This window comes from Paraburkholderia sp. C35 (assembly GCF_003121405.1).
GTDB lineage: Bacteria > Pseudomonadota > Gammaproteobacteria > Burkholderiales > Burkholderiaceae > Paraburkholderia.
On the sequence record NZ_QBUY01000042.1, the window covers coordinates 1 to 13,579 of the forward strand.

Here is a 13,579-nt window from a genome sequence, read left to right on the forward strand (position 1 = left end):
GACTTGCTGCTCGCACGCAAGGAACCGGAAGGCGACCTCGCCGACGCCGATGTCGCGCGGGTGCTGGAGATGCTGCGTAACGTGTAATTGCGGTGTAAGCCTCGCCGTTACGCAGGTGAGTTTGATCCAGGCGTGCAATTATCGAAACCCTGTTTCCATACTTCGATTGAGGATGTGCTATGACCCCGTCAGATGTTAAAGCCACGCTATCGTTCAGCGACAACTCGCCGAGCGTTGAATTGCCCATTTATGCGGGCACGATGGGCCCGGATGTGATCGACATCCGTAAGCTGTACGGCCAGACCGGCAAGTTCACGTATGACCCGGGCTTCATGTCGACGGCGTCGTGCAACTCGGCAATCACGTACATCGACGGTGACAAGGGCGAGCTGCTGTACCGCGGCTACCCGATCGACAACCTCGCGCAAAACGCCGACTTCCTCGAAACGTGCTACCTGCTGCTGAAGGGCGAACTGCCGAACGCTGCGCAGAAGGACGAGTTCGTGAAGACGGTCACGAACCACACGATGGTTCACGAGCAGATGCAGTTCTTCTTCCGTGGCTTCCGTCGCGACGCGCACCCGATGGCGATCCTCGTCGCTGCAGTCGGCGCGCTGTCGGCGTTCTACCACGACTCGCTCGACATCAATAACCCGCGTCACCGCGAAGTCTCGGCAATCCGCATGATCGCCAAGCTGCCGACGCTGGTCGCGATGGCGTACAAGTACTCGATCGGCCAGCCGTTCGTGTATCCGCAGAACAATCTGTCGTACAGCGCAAACTTCATGCGCATGATGTTCTCGAACCCGTGCGAAGAGTACCAGGTCAACGAAGTGCTGGTTCGCGCGCTCGACCGCATCCTGATCCTGCACGCAGACCACGAGCAGAACGCTTCGACGTCGACGGTGCGTCTGGCGGGTTCGTCGGGCGCGAATCCGTTCGCGTGTATCGCAGCGGGTATCGCGTGTCTGTGGGGCCCGGCGCACGGCGGTGCGAACGAAGCCGCACTGAACATGCTGGAAGAAATCGGCTCGGTCGATAACATTCCTGAGTTCATCAAGCAGGTGAAGGACAAGAACTCGGGCGTGAAGCTGATGGGCTTCGGTCACCGCGTCTACAAGAACTACGATCCGCGTGCGAAGCTGATGCGCGAAACGTGCTACGAAGTGCTGAACGAACTGGGCCTGCACGACGACCCGCTGTTCAAGCTCGCGATGGCGCTGGAAAAGATCGCGCTGGAAGACGAATACTTCGTGTCGCGCAAGCTGTACCCGAACGTCGACTTCTACTCGGGCATCGTGCAGCGCGCGCTGGGCATTCCGACGTCGATGTTCACGTGTATCTTCGCGATGGCACGTACGGTCGGCTGGATCGCACAGTGGAACGAAATGATCGGCGATCCGGAACAGAAGATTGGCCGTCCGCGTCAGCTGTTCATCGGCGAAACGCCGCGCGAAGCATCGCCGATCGGCAAGCGTTAAGCAGCCGTCGGTATATCGGCGCGGTTTCCGCGCTGAATGCATCGAATGAAACGCCTCAACGGTTCGCCGTTGGGGCGTTTTGTTCTATAGGCCGTCTGGCCAGGCCGGGATGCGCTTGACCCAAAACCGGGAAGAAGCAATAATTACATCTGAAAACTACGTACCAGCGGGTGCGAAAAACGTAGCGCCGCCCGGCAAGCCGGGTCCCACCTGGAGTGGGAGTTCTGTCGAAAGGCAGATAGAGAATCCCGCATGCAACGGCCACCTTGAGTGGCCGTTTGTTTTTTCTGCTTTCTATCTGCGAACCTTTTTCCCGAGATATGCCGCGCGGAGAAGCGTCGCGAAGCCAATCTTGCCGGCTTTTTCCTGACGTTTCGTCAATCCCTTGTCCAGCACGTAGGCCGACTGGATCCGAAGCACCATGCGTCGCTTGCGGATTCGGTCTCGCTCGGCTTCGAAAAAGACTGCGTAGAGCGTCGTCGTGCCGTCTTCATTCATGTTTTCGAGCGTGACGAAGTTAGGCTGATTCTCGTTAGCCACCGTAATGCGCCGCGACGGAAGTTGAATGACGATCTCTCTCAGATATCTTCGTGAAAGTTTGTATCGCTGTGGGTCCAGTACGCGGCGCTCTTTACCGTGATCGTAGATCTCGTCGTCTGGTATCAGATCGGTTGGGCGAGCATCCCATCGGAAGCTGTGGGTAAAGCAGTGGCACGAGAAAAGAACGAGCACGGTGATGTCACCGCCTAGTCCAAGGTCGGTCTTGAAAGTGAATGCATCGAGATGATTGAGATTCCACGGAATTCCACGGTAGCTCACATCGGAAAAACGGTGTGCGGGCTCGTGCAAACGCTCGGCTATCAGACACTCAGGTTGTGACATCGATGGCATGGTCAGGGAGACTAACCATGCTATGTCGCGCACCAGAATGACCGCTATAGACCGTTTGGCCAACCAGGCGCATGTCGTCGCGTGGTCTGAAGCCTCACCCTGGGTACTACCGATACAGGTATCGGCACTACCACCCAACTCCATGTTTTTTATCGGTTTTCTCGATATCTGGTGGTCCCGGAAAGGCAACTGCGTGGCATAATCGACCGGACACAGTCAGCCCGAAGTCATTACTACCCCGCATACCATGGCACAGACTCTCTACGACAAATTGTGGAACACGCACGTGGTCCACACGGAAGAAGACGGTACGACGATTCTCTATATCGACCGTCAACTGCTGCATGAAGTGACCAGCCCGCAGGCGTTCGAAGGGCTGAAGATGGCCGAGCGCCCGGTGTGGCGCATCAGCGCGAATCTGGCGGTGTCGGACCACAACGTGCCGACCACGGATCGCAGCCACGGCATCGCAGATCCCGTCTCGAAGCTGCAGGTCGATACGCTCGACGCGAATTGCGACGCCTTCGGCATCACGCAGTTCAAGATGAACGACATGCGTCAGGGCATCGTGCACATCATCGGGCCGGAGCAGGGCGCGACGCTGCCGGGCATGACCATCGTCTGCGGCGACTCGCACACGTCCACGCACGGCGCGTTCGGCGCGCTGGCGCACGGCATCGGCACATCGGAAGTCGAGCACGTGCTGGCCACGCAAACGCTCTTGCAGAAGAAAAGCAAGAACATGCTGGTGAAAGTGGAAGGCCAGTTGCCGCGCGGCTGCACGGCGAAGGACATCGTGCTCGCCATCATCGGCAAGATCGGCACGGCGGGCGGCACGGGCTATGCCATCGAATTCGGCGGCTCGACCATCCGCGCGCTGTCGATGGAAGGCCGCATGACCGTCTGCAACATGGCGATCGAAGCGGGCGCGCGCGCCGGCATGGTCGCCGTCGACGATACGACCATCGAATACCTGAAAGGCCGTCCGTTCTCGCCGCAAGGCGTTGAGTGGGATCAGGCTGTCGAATACTGGAAGCAGTTTAAATCCGACGACGGCGCGCATTTTGATCGCGTGGTCGAACTGAACGCCGCTGAGATCGTGCCGCAGGTGACGTGGGGCACGTCGCCGGAAATGGTTACGTCCATCGACGGACGCGTGCCGGATCCGGAAAAGGAAAAAGATCCCGTCAAGCGTGACGCGATGGAACGCGCGCTGCAATACATGGCGCTGCAACCGAACCTGCCCATCGAATCGATCAAGCCGGACAAGGTCTTCATCGGTTCGTGCACGAACGCGCGTATCGAAGATATCCGCGCGGCTGCGTGGGTCGTGAAGAAGCTGGGCCGTCGTGTCGCGTCGAACATCCGTCTGGCGATGGTCGTGCCGGGTTCGGGTCTCGTGAAGGCGCAAGCCGAGCGCGAAGGCCTCGACAAGGTCTTCACGGACGCGGGTTTCGAATGGCGCGAGCCGGGCTGCTCGATGTGTCTCGCGATGAACGCCGACCGCCTCGCACCGGGCGAGCGTTGTGCATCCACGTCGAACCGCAACTTCGAAGGCCGTCAGGGCGCGGGCGGACGCACGCACCTCGTGAGTCCTGCAATGGCAGCGGCTGCCGCCATCGAAGGGCATTTCGTCGACATTCGCAAGCTGGGATAAACGTCTTATGAACATCGATCGCACCGCATTTCTGCGCCGATTCGCACTCGCGACGCTAGCCGGGCTGCTGCTCGGCCTCGCTGGTTGCAACACGGTGCATGGCTTCGGCGAAGATCTGCAGCATCTGGGCGGATCGATCAGCAACAAGGCGTCGCAGTAAGCGGATTTTGTCTCGCCGGAAGGCGCGAGCGCTACGTTTGCGCATTCCCTTCCGGCCTCGAACAGGCTAAAGCGTCATGGATAAATTCACTGTACATACCGGCGTCGTGGCGCCGCTCGATCGCGAAAACGTCGATACCGACGCGATCATTCCGAAGCAGTTTCTGAAGTCGATCAAGCGCACGGGCTTTGGTCCGAATGCGTTCGACGAATGGCGTTATCTCGATCACGGCGAGCCGGGTCAGGACAACTCGAAGCGTCCGCTGAACCCCGATTTCGTGCTGAACCAGCCGCGTTATCAGGGCGCGTCCGTGCTGCTCGCGCGCCAGAACTTCGGCTGCGGCAGTTCGCGCGAGCACGCGCCGTGGGCGCTGCAACAGTACGGCTTCCGCGCGATCATCGCGCCGAGCTTCGCGGACATCTTCTACAACAACTGCTTCAAGAACGGTCTGCTGCCGATCGTGCTGACTGAGCAGCAGGTCGACCATCTGTTCAACGAAACATTCGCGTTCAACGGCTTCCAGTTGACCGTCGATCTGGAAAAGCAGGTCGTGCGCACGTCGGACGGCAGCACGGAGTATCCGTTCGAAGTCGCCGCGTTCCGCAAGTACTGCCTGCTGAACGGTTTCGACGATATCGGCCTCACGCTGCGTCACGCGGACAAGATTCGCCAGTACGAAGCCGAGCGCATCGCGAAGCAGCCGTGGCTCAACAACCGCCTCGTGCGCTGATGCGCGCCTGAGATCGAAGCCAGACAGAAACCAGAAAGGAATACGCATGAAGATCGCAGTGTTGCCGGGCGACGGCATTGGCAAGGAAATCGTCAAGGAAGCAGTCAAGGTGCTGAACGTGCTCGGCGAAAAGTTCGAGCTCGAAGAAGCGCCCGTTGGCGGCGCGGGCTACGAAGCGGCGGGTCATCCGCTGCCGGAAGCGACGCTGAAGCTCGCGAAGGAAGCCGACGCGATCCTGTTCGGCGCTGTCGGCGACTGGAAGTACGACTCGCTCGAGCGCGCGCTGCGCCCGGAACAAGCCATTCTGGGTCTGCGCAAGCATCTGCAACTGTTCGCGAACTTCCGTCCGGCCATCTGCTATCCGCAGCTGACGGGCGCGTCGTCGCTGAAGCCGGAAATCGTTTCGGGCCTCGACATCCTGATCGTGCGTGAACTGAACGGCGATATTTACTTTGGCTCGCCGCGCGGCGTGCGTGCTGCGCCGGACGGGCCGTTCGAAGGCGCGAAAGAAGGCTTCGACACGATGCGTTATTCGGAACCCGAAGTGCGCCGCATCGCGCATGTCGCGTTTCAGGCAGCGCAAAAGCGCGACAAGAAGCTGACTTCCGTCGACAAGGCGAACGTGCTCGAAACGTCGCAATTGTGGAAGGACGTGATGATCGATGTCTCGAAGGAATACGCGGACGTCGAGCTGTCGCACATGTACGTCGACAACGCGGCAATGCAACTCGTGAAGGCGCCGAAGTCGTTCGACGTGATCGTCACGGGCAATATGTTCGGCGACATTCTGTCGGACGAAGCGGCGATGTTGACGGGCTCGATCGGCATGCTGCCGTCGGCTTCGCTCGACAAGAACAACAAGGGTCTGTACGAGCCGTCGCACGGTTCGGCTCCGGATATCGCGGGCAAGGGCATCGCGAATCCGCTGGCTACGATTCTTTCGGCTGCAATGATGCTTCGCTATTCGCTGGGCAAGGCCGAGCAGGCTGATCGCATCGAAAACGCCGTGAAAAAGGTGCTCGAACAGGGATATCGCACGGGCGACATCCTCACGCCGGGTTGCAAGCAGGTCGGCACGGAAGCGATGGGCGACGCTGTGATCGCTGCGCTGTAATTGTTGAGAAATACGCGTGAATCGGCCGGTTTTGGGCTGATTCACGCTATTCGCGGCGCCCGCGCCGCACAAATCGGGTTTTCGTGTAGACTCATGTGATGGCGACGATTCCTCAAATCTCCTCGATTTCGACACTGCGCGGCAAAACGGCCCGCGTGGTTGCGCTCGCCATTACCATCAAAACGATTACCCCGAAAACGATCACGAAGCGCTGATCGTCTGTCGTGCCCGCCCATCTTCCCCGCGCGGTCACTGCGGGCAAAGATGCGGGGAAGTGTCCATTCGAAGGGTATGAAGTCATGAACGTAGGTCTCGTAGGTTGGCGCGGCATGGTCGGCAGCGTCCTCATGCAACGTATGCAAGAGGAAGGCGATTTCGATCTGATCGAACCGGTGTTTTTCAGCACCAGCAACGCGGGCGGCAATGCGCCGTCGTTCGCCAAAAACGAGACCAAGCTCAAAGATGCGTCGAGCATCGACGACCTGAAGAAGTGCGACGCGATCATCTCCTGCCAGGGCGGCGACTACACCAACGAAGTGTTCCCGAAGCTGCGCGCAGCCGGCTGGAACGGTTACTGGATCGACGCGGCTTCGTCGCTGCGCATGAAGGATGACGCCGTCATCATTCTCGATCCCGTCAACCTCGACGTGATCAAGAACGCGCTGGTCAAGGGCCAGAAGAATTTCATCGGCGGCAACTGCACGGTCAGCCTGATGCTGATGGCATTGGGCGGCCTGTTCCGCGACAACCTCGTCGACTGGATGACGGCCATGACGTATCAGGCCGCATCGGGTGCGGGCGCGCAGAACATGCGTGAACTGCTGAGCCAGATGGGCACGCTCAACGGCGCAGTGAAGGACGAACTGGCGAATCCGTCGTCGGCCATTCTCGACATCGACCGCCGCGTGCTGGCCGCAATGAACAGCGACAGCATGCCGACCGATCACTTCGGCGTGCCGCTCGCCGGCTCGCTGATTCCGTGGATCGACAAGGATCTCGGCAACGGCATGTCGAAGGAAGAGTGGAAGGGCGGCGCGGAAACCAACAAGATTCTCGGCAAGCCGGCCATGGGCCAGCCGGGTTCGATTCCCGTCGACGGTCTGTGCGTGCGTATCGGCGCAATGCGCTGCCACTCGCAGGCGCTGACCATCAAGCTGAAGAAAGACGTGCCGCTCGACGAAGTGAACGACATTCTGGCTTCGGCGAACGACTGGGTGAAGGTCGTGCCGAACGAGCGTGAAGCGTCGATGCGCGATCTGTCGCCGGCAGTCGTCACGGGCACGCTGACGGTCCCCGTCGGCCGCGTGCGCAAGCTCGCGATGGGCGGCGAATATCTGTCCGCATTCACGGTCGGCGACCAGTTGCTGTGGGGTGCTGCAGAGCCGCTGCGTCGTATGCTTCGCATTCTGCTCGACAAGTAAAGTAAACTAGCGCGTTAGCTGATCGACGCGTAGAAAACTTCCAAAAAGCGTCGCGAATTTCGCGGCGCTTTTTTATTGTGCATTTCAGAATTTTGTCGCCAACACTTCTAAGCATGCGCCGCACGACCGCGCACGAAAGGTCCCGATGACGGCCCGTTTCCTTCATCTTCAAGCCGCCACACGCAGCGGCTCGCAACGGATTGCGGCAGCTGTCGCAATCGTCTTCGCCACTGCAGTTTCGATTCCGGGCGCTGCGTATGCGCAAACGGCGGCCACGGGCGCTGCAAGCGCAGCGGCGTCGGCGAGTGCGCCCGCTGGCGCAGCGTCGGGCGGCACGCAATTCACCGTTCAGCCTGGCCAATCGCTCAACGATGCCGCCGTCGCGATGACGCAGTCGCGTGATCGCGCGGTGCTCGCGCGCGCGGCCAAGGCGATTTTCGACGCGAATCCGAACGCATTCATGGGGCATGATCCGAGCCGCTTGCGGTTGGGCTCGGTGCTGAACCTGCCCGCCGTCGATGCGACGGGTGCGGCGATTGGTGGAGCGTCGGATGCGGCTGCGGCGAGTGGCAGTACGTCCGCAGCGGCTTCCGCGCCTGCGTCTGCGTCTGCTTCGGCGGCCGCGTCGGCGAGTGCCGCGGCAGGCGCCTCGGCATCTGCGGCCATGCAGCAAAACGCCAGCGCGCCCGCGGCAACAGAAACAGCATCTGCAACCGCAGCGAGCGCATTGCCCACGAGCAGCGCTGCCGCGCCCGCGGTCACGAGCGGCACGCAAACCTACACCGGCTCGATCTCAGGCAGCGAAGCATCGGCCACATCGACCGGCACATCTGCCAATAGCAGTGCACAGACAGCATCGCAGGCGCGTCCGTCGAGTCTGCAACAACTGCTCGCGCTGAAAAATCGCGTGCTGATGGAGTTGCAGAAGCACGGTATCGGCAAGCCGCCTGTGACGAATGGCAATGCCGCTGCGCCGGGCGCAGCACAGCCTGCGAGCGCGGCGCCTGGCGCTGCTGCTACCGCCCAGCCCACGCCGGCGGCGCAGCCTGCCAATCAGGCGACAGGCATTCCGCAGGAGTATCTGGGCGGTGCCGCTATCGTTGGTGCAGGACTGGTGGCGCTGCTGGCTGGCTGGTCGATGCGTCGCCGTCGCAAGGCGGCGCGCGCTCAGGCTGCCGCCAACGACGACATAACGCGTGACGAAGAAACGTCGGCGTTCGCGCCCGCGCCGGCCGCCGTCGCATCTCACGACACAGCGCCTGCAGTGGAGCAGACGCAGCCGGAAGCTGAGGCTCACGAAGCGCATGAAGCGCATGAAGCGCCTCATGCTGCATCGGCGGAAGCCATTCCGCACGATGTCGAGCATGAAGCGCAGCCAAAGCACGAACCCGAAACCTTCGATGCCGCTTCCGCCGAAGCCGCGCTCGACGCCGCCGCTACGCTCGGCGCCGACGCATTGCCACGCGAATCGCTCGATCCGGCGCGTGAAGAAGCGCGTGCAGCCGAAGCAGCCGAACTGGAGCAGGCCGCGCGTGAACACGAGCAGACGCCGGATGAACTGGCCGCCGCCACGCCAGCCGCAGACCTGCCGCTCGACGAGGCACCGATCCACGAACCCGTGGAACCCCATTTCGTCGAACCGATCGAAGCCCCGCACGCTGAGTCTGACGCGAAAGACCGGCCTTTCGTGCTCGACCTCGGCACGACGGCGGGAAGCGAGCAGCACGAACCGACGTTCGAACAGCCGGTTGGGTCCGCCGCGCCGCCGATTCAACTGAGCCACGTCGAACCGTCCGCGCAGCACGAACAGCTGATCGAGCCGCTGCCCGAACTCGTCGACGAATTGCATGCGGACGAAGCCGAGGCTGCCGACGAGACGCAAAACCGCGCGGCGGCGTCGCTTCCGCTCGGCGCACCGCCGCCGCTGGAACCGGCCGTGCCGGATGCCTTCCCGCGCGATGCGATGCGCGCGCTCGACAGCATCGACGATTTTGCGTTGCCGCCGCGCGTCGAGACGGCTGCGCCGGGTTCGTCCGATTCGCACGCTGTGACGCAGCCGGTCGTTTCGCCCGGCATTACCGCGCAGCAGGCCGTGCCATCGCACGCGCCGCAGGTGCCGACGGCGGGCGAGGAGATCATCGCCGGCACTGCGGGCGCCGCAGCCGTCGCCGGTCTGGGCGCAGCCCGTTTCGGGGCGTTGAAGCTCGATTTCGACCTGGAACTGCCGCCGTCGCCGTCGCAGGTGGTGCCCACGTTCACGCCTCAGGAAGTCGCGCGCATCTCGCGCAACAAGCTCGATCTGGCTGTCGAATATATCGATCTCGGCGACCTCGTCGGTGCGCGCACGCTGATCAACGAAGTGATCGAATCGAACGATGTAGACACGCGCGCCGACGCTCGCGCGCTGCTGTCGACGCTCGCGCCGCTTTCGTGATGACGCGGATCGCGCTCGGTATCCAGTACGACGGCGCTGCGTTTTGCGGCTGGCAGGCGCAGCCGCACGGCAAGACCGTGCAGGACGAGCTCGAGCGGGCACTGCGCGAGTTCGCGCTGACGCCGCTGCCGACGGTCGTGGCGGGGCGCACGGATACGGGCGTGCACGGGCTGGGTCAGGTTGTGCATTTCGATACCGAACTCGATCGCGCGGAGTTTTCGTGGGTGCGCGGCACGAACGCCTTTTTGCCGTCGACGGTCGCTGTGCAATGGGCCAAGCCGATGCCTGATGATTTCCACGCGCGATTTTCGGCCTTCGAGCGCACGTATTACTACGCGCTCTACGTGCATCCCGTGCGTTCGCCGATGCTCGCAAGCCGTGCCGGCTGGATCCACACGCCGCTCGACGTCGACGCGATGCGCGAAGCGGCGGCTTGTCTGATCGGCGAGCATGATTTCTCGTCGTTCCGCTCGTCGGAATGTCAGGCGAAAACGCCCGTCAAGCATCTGTATCAGATCGATATCCGCCCGCAGGGCGATTTCATCCACTTTCGCTTCCGGGCGAACGCGTTCCTGCATCACATGGTGCGCAACCTGATGGGCTGCCTCGTCGCCGTGGGGCGCGGGCGCTATCCGGCGACGTGGCTCGCCGAAGTGCTCGAAGTCCGCGACCGCAAGCACGCCGCACCGACTTTCATGCCCGACGGGCTGTATCTCGCTCAAGTGGGCTATCCTGAGGTGTTCGCCGTGCCTGCACCGCAAGCGGGCAGCGTTCCGTGGAGCACCGTTTGGACCGACCAATGACTTCTGCCGATACCCAAGCCGCACCCGATTCATCCGCCGACGACACCGTGCCGCACCGCACCCGCATCAAGCTGTGCGGACTGGCCAACGCTGCCGATGTCGCCCATGCCGTCGCGCTTGGCGCCGATGCGATCGGCCTCGTGTTCTACCCGCCCAGCCCGCGCTCTTTGAGCATTGCGCAGGCGGTCGAGATGACGCGGGTCGTGCCGCCGTTCGTGTCGGTGGTCGGGCTGTTCGTGAATCCGACAGATGACTGGTTCAGCGAAGTCACCTGCAACGTGCCGCTATCGGTGCTGCAGTTCCACGGCGACGAAACGCCCGAACAGTGCGAAAAGCTCGCGGGCGTTGCGGGTTTGCCTTGGTTGCGCGCATTGCGGGTTTCGCCCGATACTCAACCGGCTGATTTGGTAAAATCGGCGCTTAACTATTCGGCCGCCAGTGGTCTCCTGTTCGACACGCATGTCGACGGCTATGGCGGCGGCGGGAAGGTCTTCGATTGGTCACTTATTCCAGCAGAGCTCGCGCGTCGGGCCGTTTTGAGTGGTGGGTTGAGCACGCAAAACGTTCGTGATGCGATTCATCGTGTACGCCCGTACGCGGTCGATGTCTCGAGCGGCATCGAAGTGCCGGGCGTAAAGGGTGTGAAGGATCACGCCCGCATGGCGGCGTTCGTACGCGCAGTGCGCGAAGCGGACGCCCGGTGATTCCCAGGCCGCGCCTCGCAGCGAGCGCTGCGGCGAACTGAGAAGAGTGACGGAATATGTACAACTTACCTGATGAACGTGGCCATTTCGGCCAATATGGCGGCGTGTTCGTCGCCGAAACGCTGATGCACGCACTGGATGAGCTGCGTGTCGCGTACGAAAAATACTCTGTAGACCCCGAGTTCATCGCCGAATACGAGCGTGAACTGAAGTACTTCGTGGGTCGTCCTTCCCCTGTCTATCACGCGCAACGCTGGAGCGAACTGCTCGGCGGCGCGCAGGTTTATCTGAAGCGCGAAGACCTGAACCACACGGGCGCGCACAAGGTGAACAACGTGATCGGCCAGGCGCTGCTCGCCAAGCGCATGGGCAAACCGCGCGTGATCGCGGAGACGGGCGCGGGCCAGCACGGCGTTGCCACGGCGACCATCGCGGCGCGCTTTGGCATGGAGTGCATCGTGTACATGGGCGCGGAAGACGTGCGCCGCCAGGCAGCGAACGTCTACCGGATGAAGCTGCTGGGCGCGACCGTCGTGCCCGTCGAATCCGGCTCGCGCACGCTGAAAGATGCGTTGAACGAAGCGATGCGCGACTGGGTCACGAACGTCGAAAACACCTTCTACATCATTGGCACGGTCGCGGGTCCGCACCCGTATCCGATGATGGTGCGCGACTTCCAGCGCGTGATCGGCGACGAATGCAAGGTGCAGATGCCCGAACTGACGGGTCGCCAACCGGACGCCGTGATCGCGTGTGTTGGCGGTGGTTCGAACGCGATGGGCATCTTTTACCCGTATATCGACGATAAATCGGTGAAGTTGATCGGCGTCGAAGCAGCCGGCGACGGCATCGAGACGGGTCGTCACGCAGCCTCGCTGACGGGCGGCACGCCGGGTGTCTTGCACGGCAACCGCACGTACCTGCTGCAGGACGAGAATGGCCAGATTATCGAGACGCATTCGGTCTCGGCGGGTCTGGACTATCCGGGCGTCGGTCCTGAGCACGCGTGGCTGAAGGACAGCGGCCGCGCCGAATACGTCGGCATCACCGACGAAGAGGCGCTCAAGGCGTTCCACGACTGCTGCCGCATCGAAGGCATCATTCCCGCGCTCGAGTCGAGCCACGCGCTCGCGTACGCGGCGAAGCTGGCGCCGACTCTGCCGAAGGACAAAATCCTTCTGGTGAACCTGTCGGGCCGGGGCGACAAGGACATGCACACGGTCGCCGAGCGATCGGGCATCCAGTTCTGAGCGCCCACGCGATGCGCGACGAGTTCGAGCAGCCGCAGCCGCCCGCACCGAGCGGCGACGCAGAAGCACGCGTCGTCGAGGCGTTGCGCGCGGGCGCTGCGCCGCTGTTGCCGGTGCCTGCCGGCATCGAACTGCTGAACCGCGATTTTCTGACCGATGCAGCAAACCTGCCGGACGGCTCGATCGACCTGATCGTGGCCGATCCGCCGTACGGTCTGGGCAAAGATTATGGCAATGATTCCGATATGCGCTCGGGCGAGGATTTTCTTGCCTGGACGCGTAGCTGGCTCGATCTCGCCATTCCGAAACTCAAGCCGTCGGGTTCGCTGTATATCTTCTGCACATGGCAGTACGCGCCGGAAATCTTCGTCTTTCTGAAGAGCCGCCTGACGATGGTCAACGAGATCATCTGGGACCGGCGCGTGCCGAGCATGGGCGGCACGACGCGCCGTTTTACGTCGGTGCACGACAACATCGGTTATTTCGCGGTATCGAAAGATTATTACTTCGATCTCGATCCCGTCCGCATCCCGTACGATGCCGCCACGAAGAAGGCGCGTTCGCGTAAGTTGTTCGAAGGTAGCAAGTGGCTCGAAATGGGCTACAACCCGAAGGACGTCTGGTCGGTTTCGCGTCTGCACCGGCAGCACGCGGAACGCGTCGACCATCCGACCCAGAAGCCGCTCGAAATCGTCGAGCGAATGGTGTTGGCAAGCTGTCCGCCGGGTGGTCGTGTGCTCGATCCCTTTATGGGAAGCGGCACCACGGCCGTTGCTTGCGCCCGACAGAAACGCGAATTCGTCGGCTATGAGATCAATGAAAGTTACTGCGCGATAGCGCGAGAACGCGTCAGTCTGGCCGCAAATCCGCCTGCACCCGTTCCGCGCCGCAAGAGCACTGTCGTCGATCCGACGACAACCGCTTGAGCCGCAAC

12 protein-coding genes are annotated in these 13,579 nt (G+C 62.0%); 11 read left to right on the plus strand and 1 reads right to left on the minus strand.

Annotation, left to right across the window (positions count from 1 at the left end):
• Positions 1-179: 179 nt before the first annotated feature.
• Complete coding sequence (gene gltA / locus DK391_RS23165) at positions 180-1,481, plus strand: citrate synthase (protein ID WP_109480327.1); 1,302 nt, start codon at positions 180-182, stop codon at positions 1,479-1,481.
• A 294-nt stretch (positions 1,482-1,775) separates the two neighbouring features.
• Here the strand turns inward: gltA and DK391_RS23170 are convergent, their stop codons facing one another.
• On the minus strand, positions 1,776-2,516 hold the full coding sequence (locus DK391_RS23170; protein WP_239482925.1) for a hypothetical protein: 741 nt from the start codon (positions 2,514-2,516) through the stop codon (positions 1,776-1,778).
• 103 nt (positions 2,517-2,619) lie between these two features.
• Here DK391_RS23170 and leuC point away from each other — a divergent pair, with 103 nt between their 5' ends.
• The 10 genes from leuC (at position 2,620) to DK391_RS23220 (ending at position 13,571) form a co-directional block, all read left to right on the plus strand.
• A complete protein-coding gene (gene leuC / locus DK391_RS23175) occupies positions 2,620-4,029 on the plus strand; it encodes a 3-isopropylmalate dehydratase large subunit (protein WP_109480328.1) in 1,410 nt (469 codons plus the stop codon).
• A 7-nt stretch (positions 4,030-4,036) separates the two neighbouring features.
• Positions 4,037-4,189, plus strand: a complete 153-nt coding sequence (locus DK391_RS23180) for an entericidin A/B family lipoprotein (RefSeq protein ID WP_109480329.1) — start codon at positions 4,037-4,039, stop codon at positions 4,187-4,189.
• 76 nt (positions 4,190-4,265) lie between these two features.
• A complete protein-coding gene (gene leuD / locus DK391_RS23185) occupies positions 4,266-4,919 on the plus strand; it encodes a 3-isopropylmalate dehydratase small subunit (RefSeq protein ID WP_109480330.1) in 654 nt (217 codons plus the stop codon).
• A 46-nt stretch (positions 4,920-4,965) separates the two neighbouring features.
• The gene (gene leuB / locus DK391_RS23190) at positions 4,966-6,033 is read left to right on the plus strand and encodes a 3-isopropylmalate dehydrogenase (protein WP_109480331.1); all 1,068 of its coding nucleotides are present in this window, start codon (positions 4,966-4,968) and stop codon (positions 6,031-6,033) included.
• A gap of 299 nt (positions 6,034-6,332) precedes the next feature.
• Positions 6,333-7,454 carry an aspartate-semialdehyde dehydrogenase gene (asd, locus tag DK391_RS23195; RefSeq protein WP_109480332.1) on the plus strand — a complete coding sequence of 374 codons (1,122 nt, stop codon included), beginning with the start codon at positions 6,333-6,335 and terminating at the stop codon, positions 7,452-7,454.
• A gap of 145 nt (positions 7,455-7,599) precedes the next feature.
• Positions 7,600-9,888, plus strand: coding sequence for a FimV/HubP family polar landmark protein (locus DK391_RS23200; RefSeq protein ID WP_109480333.1), 2,289 nt, complete (start codon positions 7,600-7,602; stop codon positions 9,886-9,888).
• Entirely contained in the window at positions 9,888-10,691 is an 804-nt protein-coding gene (gene truA / locus DK391_RS23205; RefSeq protein ID WP_109480334.1) for a tRNA pseudouridine(38-40) synthase TruA, read from the plus strand. The genes DK391_RS23200 and truA overlap by 1 nt, the downstream gene beginning before the upstream one ends.
• Positions 10,688-11,395: a phosphoribosylanthranilate isomerase gene (locus DK391_RS23210; protein WP_109480335.1), complete on the plus strand. Its 708-nt coding sequence runs from the start codon at positions 10,688-10,690 to the stop codon at positions 11,393-11,395. The genes truA and DK391_RS23210 overlap by 4 nt, the downstream gene beginning before the upstream one ends.
• A 56-nt stretch (positions 11,396-11,451) precedes the next feature.
• On the plus strand, positions 11,452-12,645 hold the full coding sequence (trpB, locus tag DK391_RS23215) for a tryptophan synthase subunit beta (RefSeq protein ID WP_109480336.1): 1,194 nt from the start codon (positions 11,452-11,454) through the stop codon (positions 12,643-12,645).
• 11 nt (positions 12,646-12,656) lie between these two features.
• The gene (locus DK391_RS23220) at positions 12,657-13,571 is read left to right on the plus strand and encodes a site-specific DNA-methyltransferase (protein ID WP_109480337.1); all 915 of its coding nucleotides are present in this window, start codon (positions 12,657-12,659) and stop codon (positions 13,569-13,571) included.
• Positions 13,572-13,579: the final 8 nt, after the last annotated feature.

Bases quoted from the DNA above. Each gene is read 5' to 3' on its own strand.
- DK391_RS23210 (WP_109480335.1), top strand. From the start codon at position 10,688: ATGACTTCTGCCGATACCCAAGCCGCACCCGATTCATCCGCCGACGAC.
- leuB (WP_109480331.1), top strand. From the start codon at position 4,966: ATGAAGATCGCAGTGTTGCCGGGCGACGGCATTGGCAAGGAAATCGTC.
- truA (WP_109480334.1), top strand. From the start codon at position 9,888: ATGACGCGGATCGCGCTCGGTATCCAGTACGACGGCGCTGCGTTTTGC.
- DK391_RS23170 (WP_239482925.1), bottom strand. From the start codon at position 2,516: ATGGAGTTGGGTGGTAGTGCCGATACCTGTATCGGTAGTACCCAGGGT.
- asd (WP_109480332.1), top strand. From the start codon at position 6,333: ATGAACGTAGGTCTCGTAGGTTGGCGCGGCATGGTCGGCAGCGTCCTC.
- DK391_RS23200 (WP_109480333.1), top strand. From the start codon at position 7,600: ATGACGGCCCGTTTCCTTCATCTTCAAGCCGCCACACGCAGCGGCTCG.
- gltA (WP_109480327.1), top strand. From the start codon at position 180: ATGACCCCGTCAGATGTTAAAGCCACGCTATCGTTCAGCGACAACTCG.
- leuD (WP_109480330.1), top strand. From the start codon at position 4,266: ATGGATAAATTCACTGTACATACCGGCGTCGTGGCGCCGCTCGATCGC.
- DK391_RS23220 (WP_109480337.1), top strand. From the start codon at position 12,657: ATGCGCGACGAGTTCGAGCAGCCGCAGCCGCCCGCACCGAGCGGCGAC.
- DK391_RS23180 (WP_109480329.1), top strand. From the start codon at position 4,037: ATGAACATCGATCGCACCGCATTTCTGCGCCGATTCGCACTCGCGACG.
- leuC (WP_109480328.1), top strand. From the start codon at position 2,620: ATGGCACAGACTCTCTACGACAAATTGTGGAACACGCACGTGGTCCAC.
- trpB (WP_109480336.1), top strand. From the start codon at position 11,452: ATGTACAACTTACCTGATGAACGTGGCCATTTCGGCCAATATGGCGGC.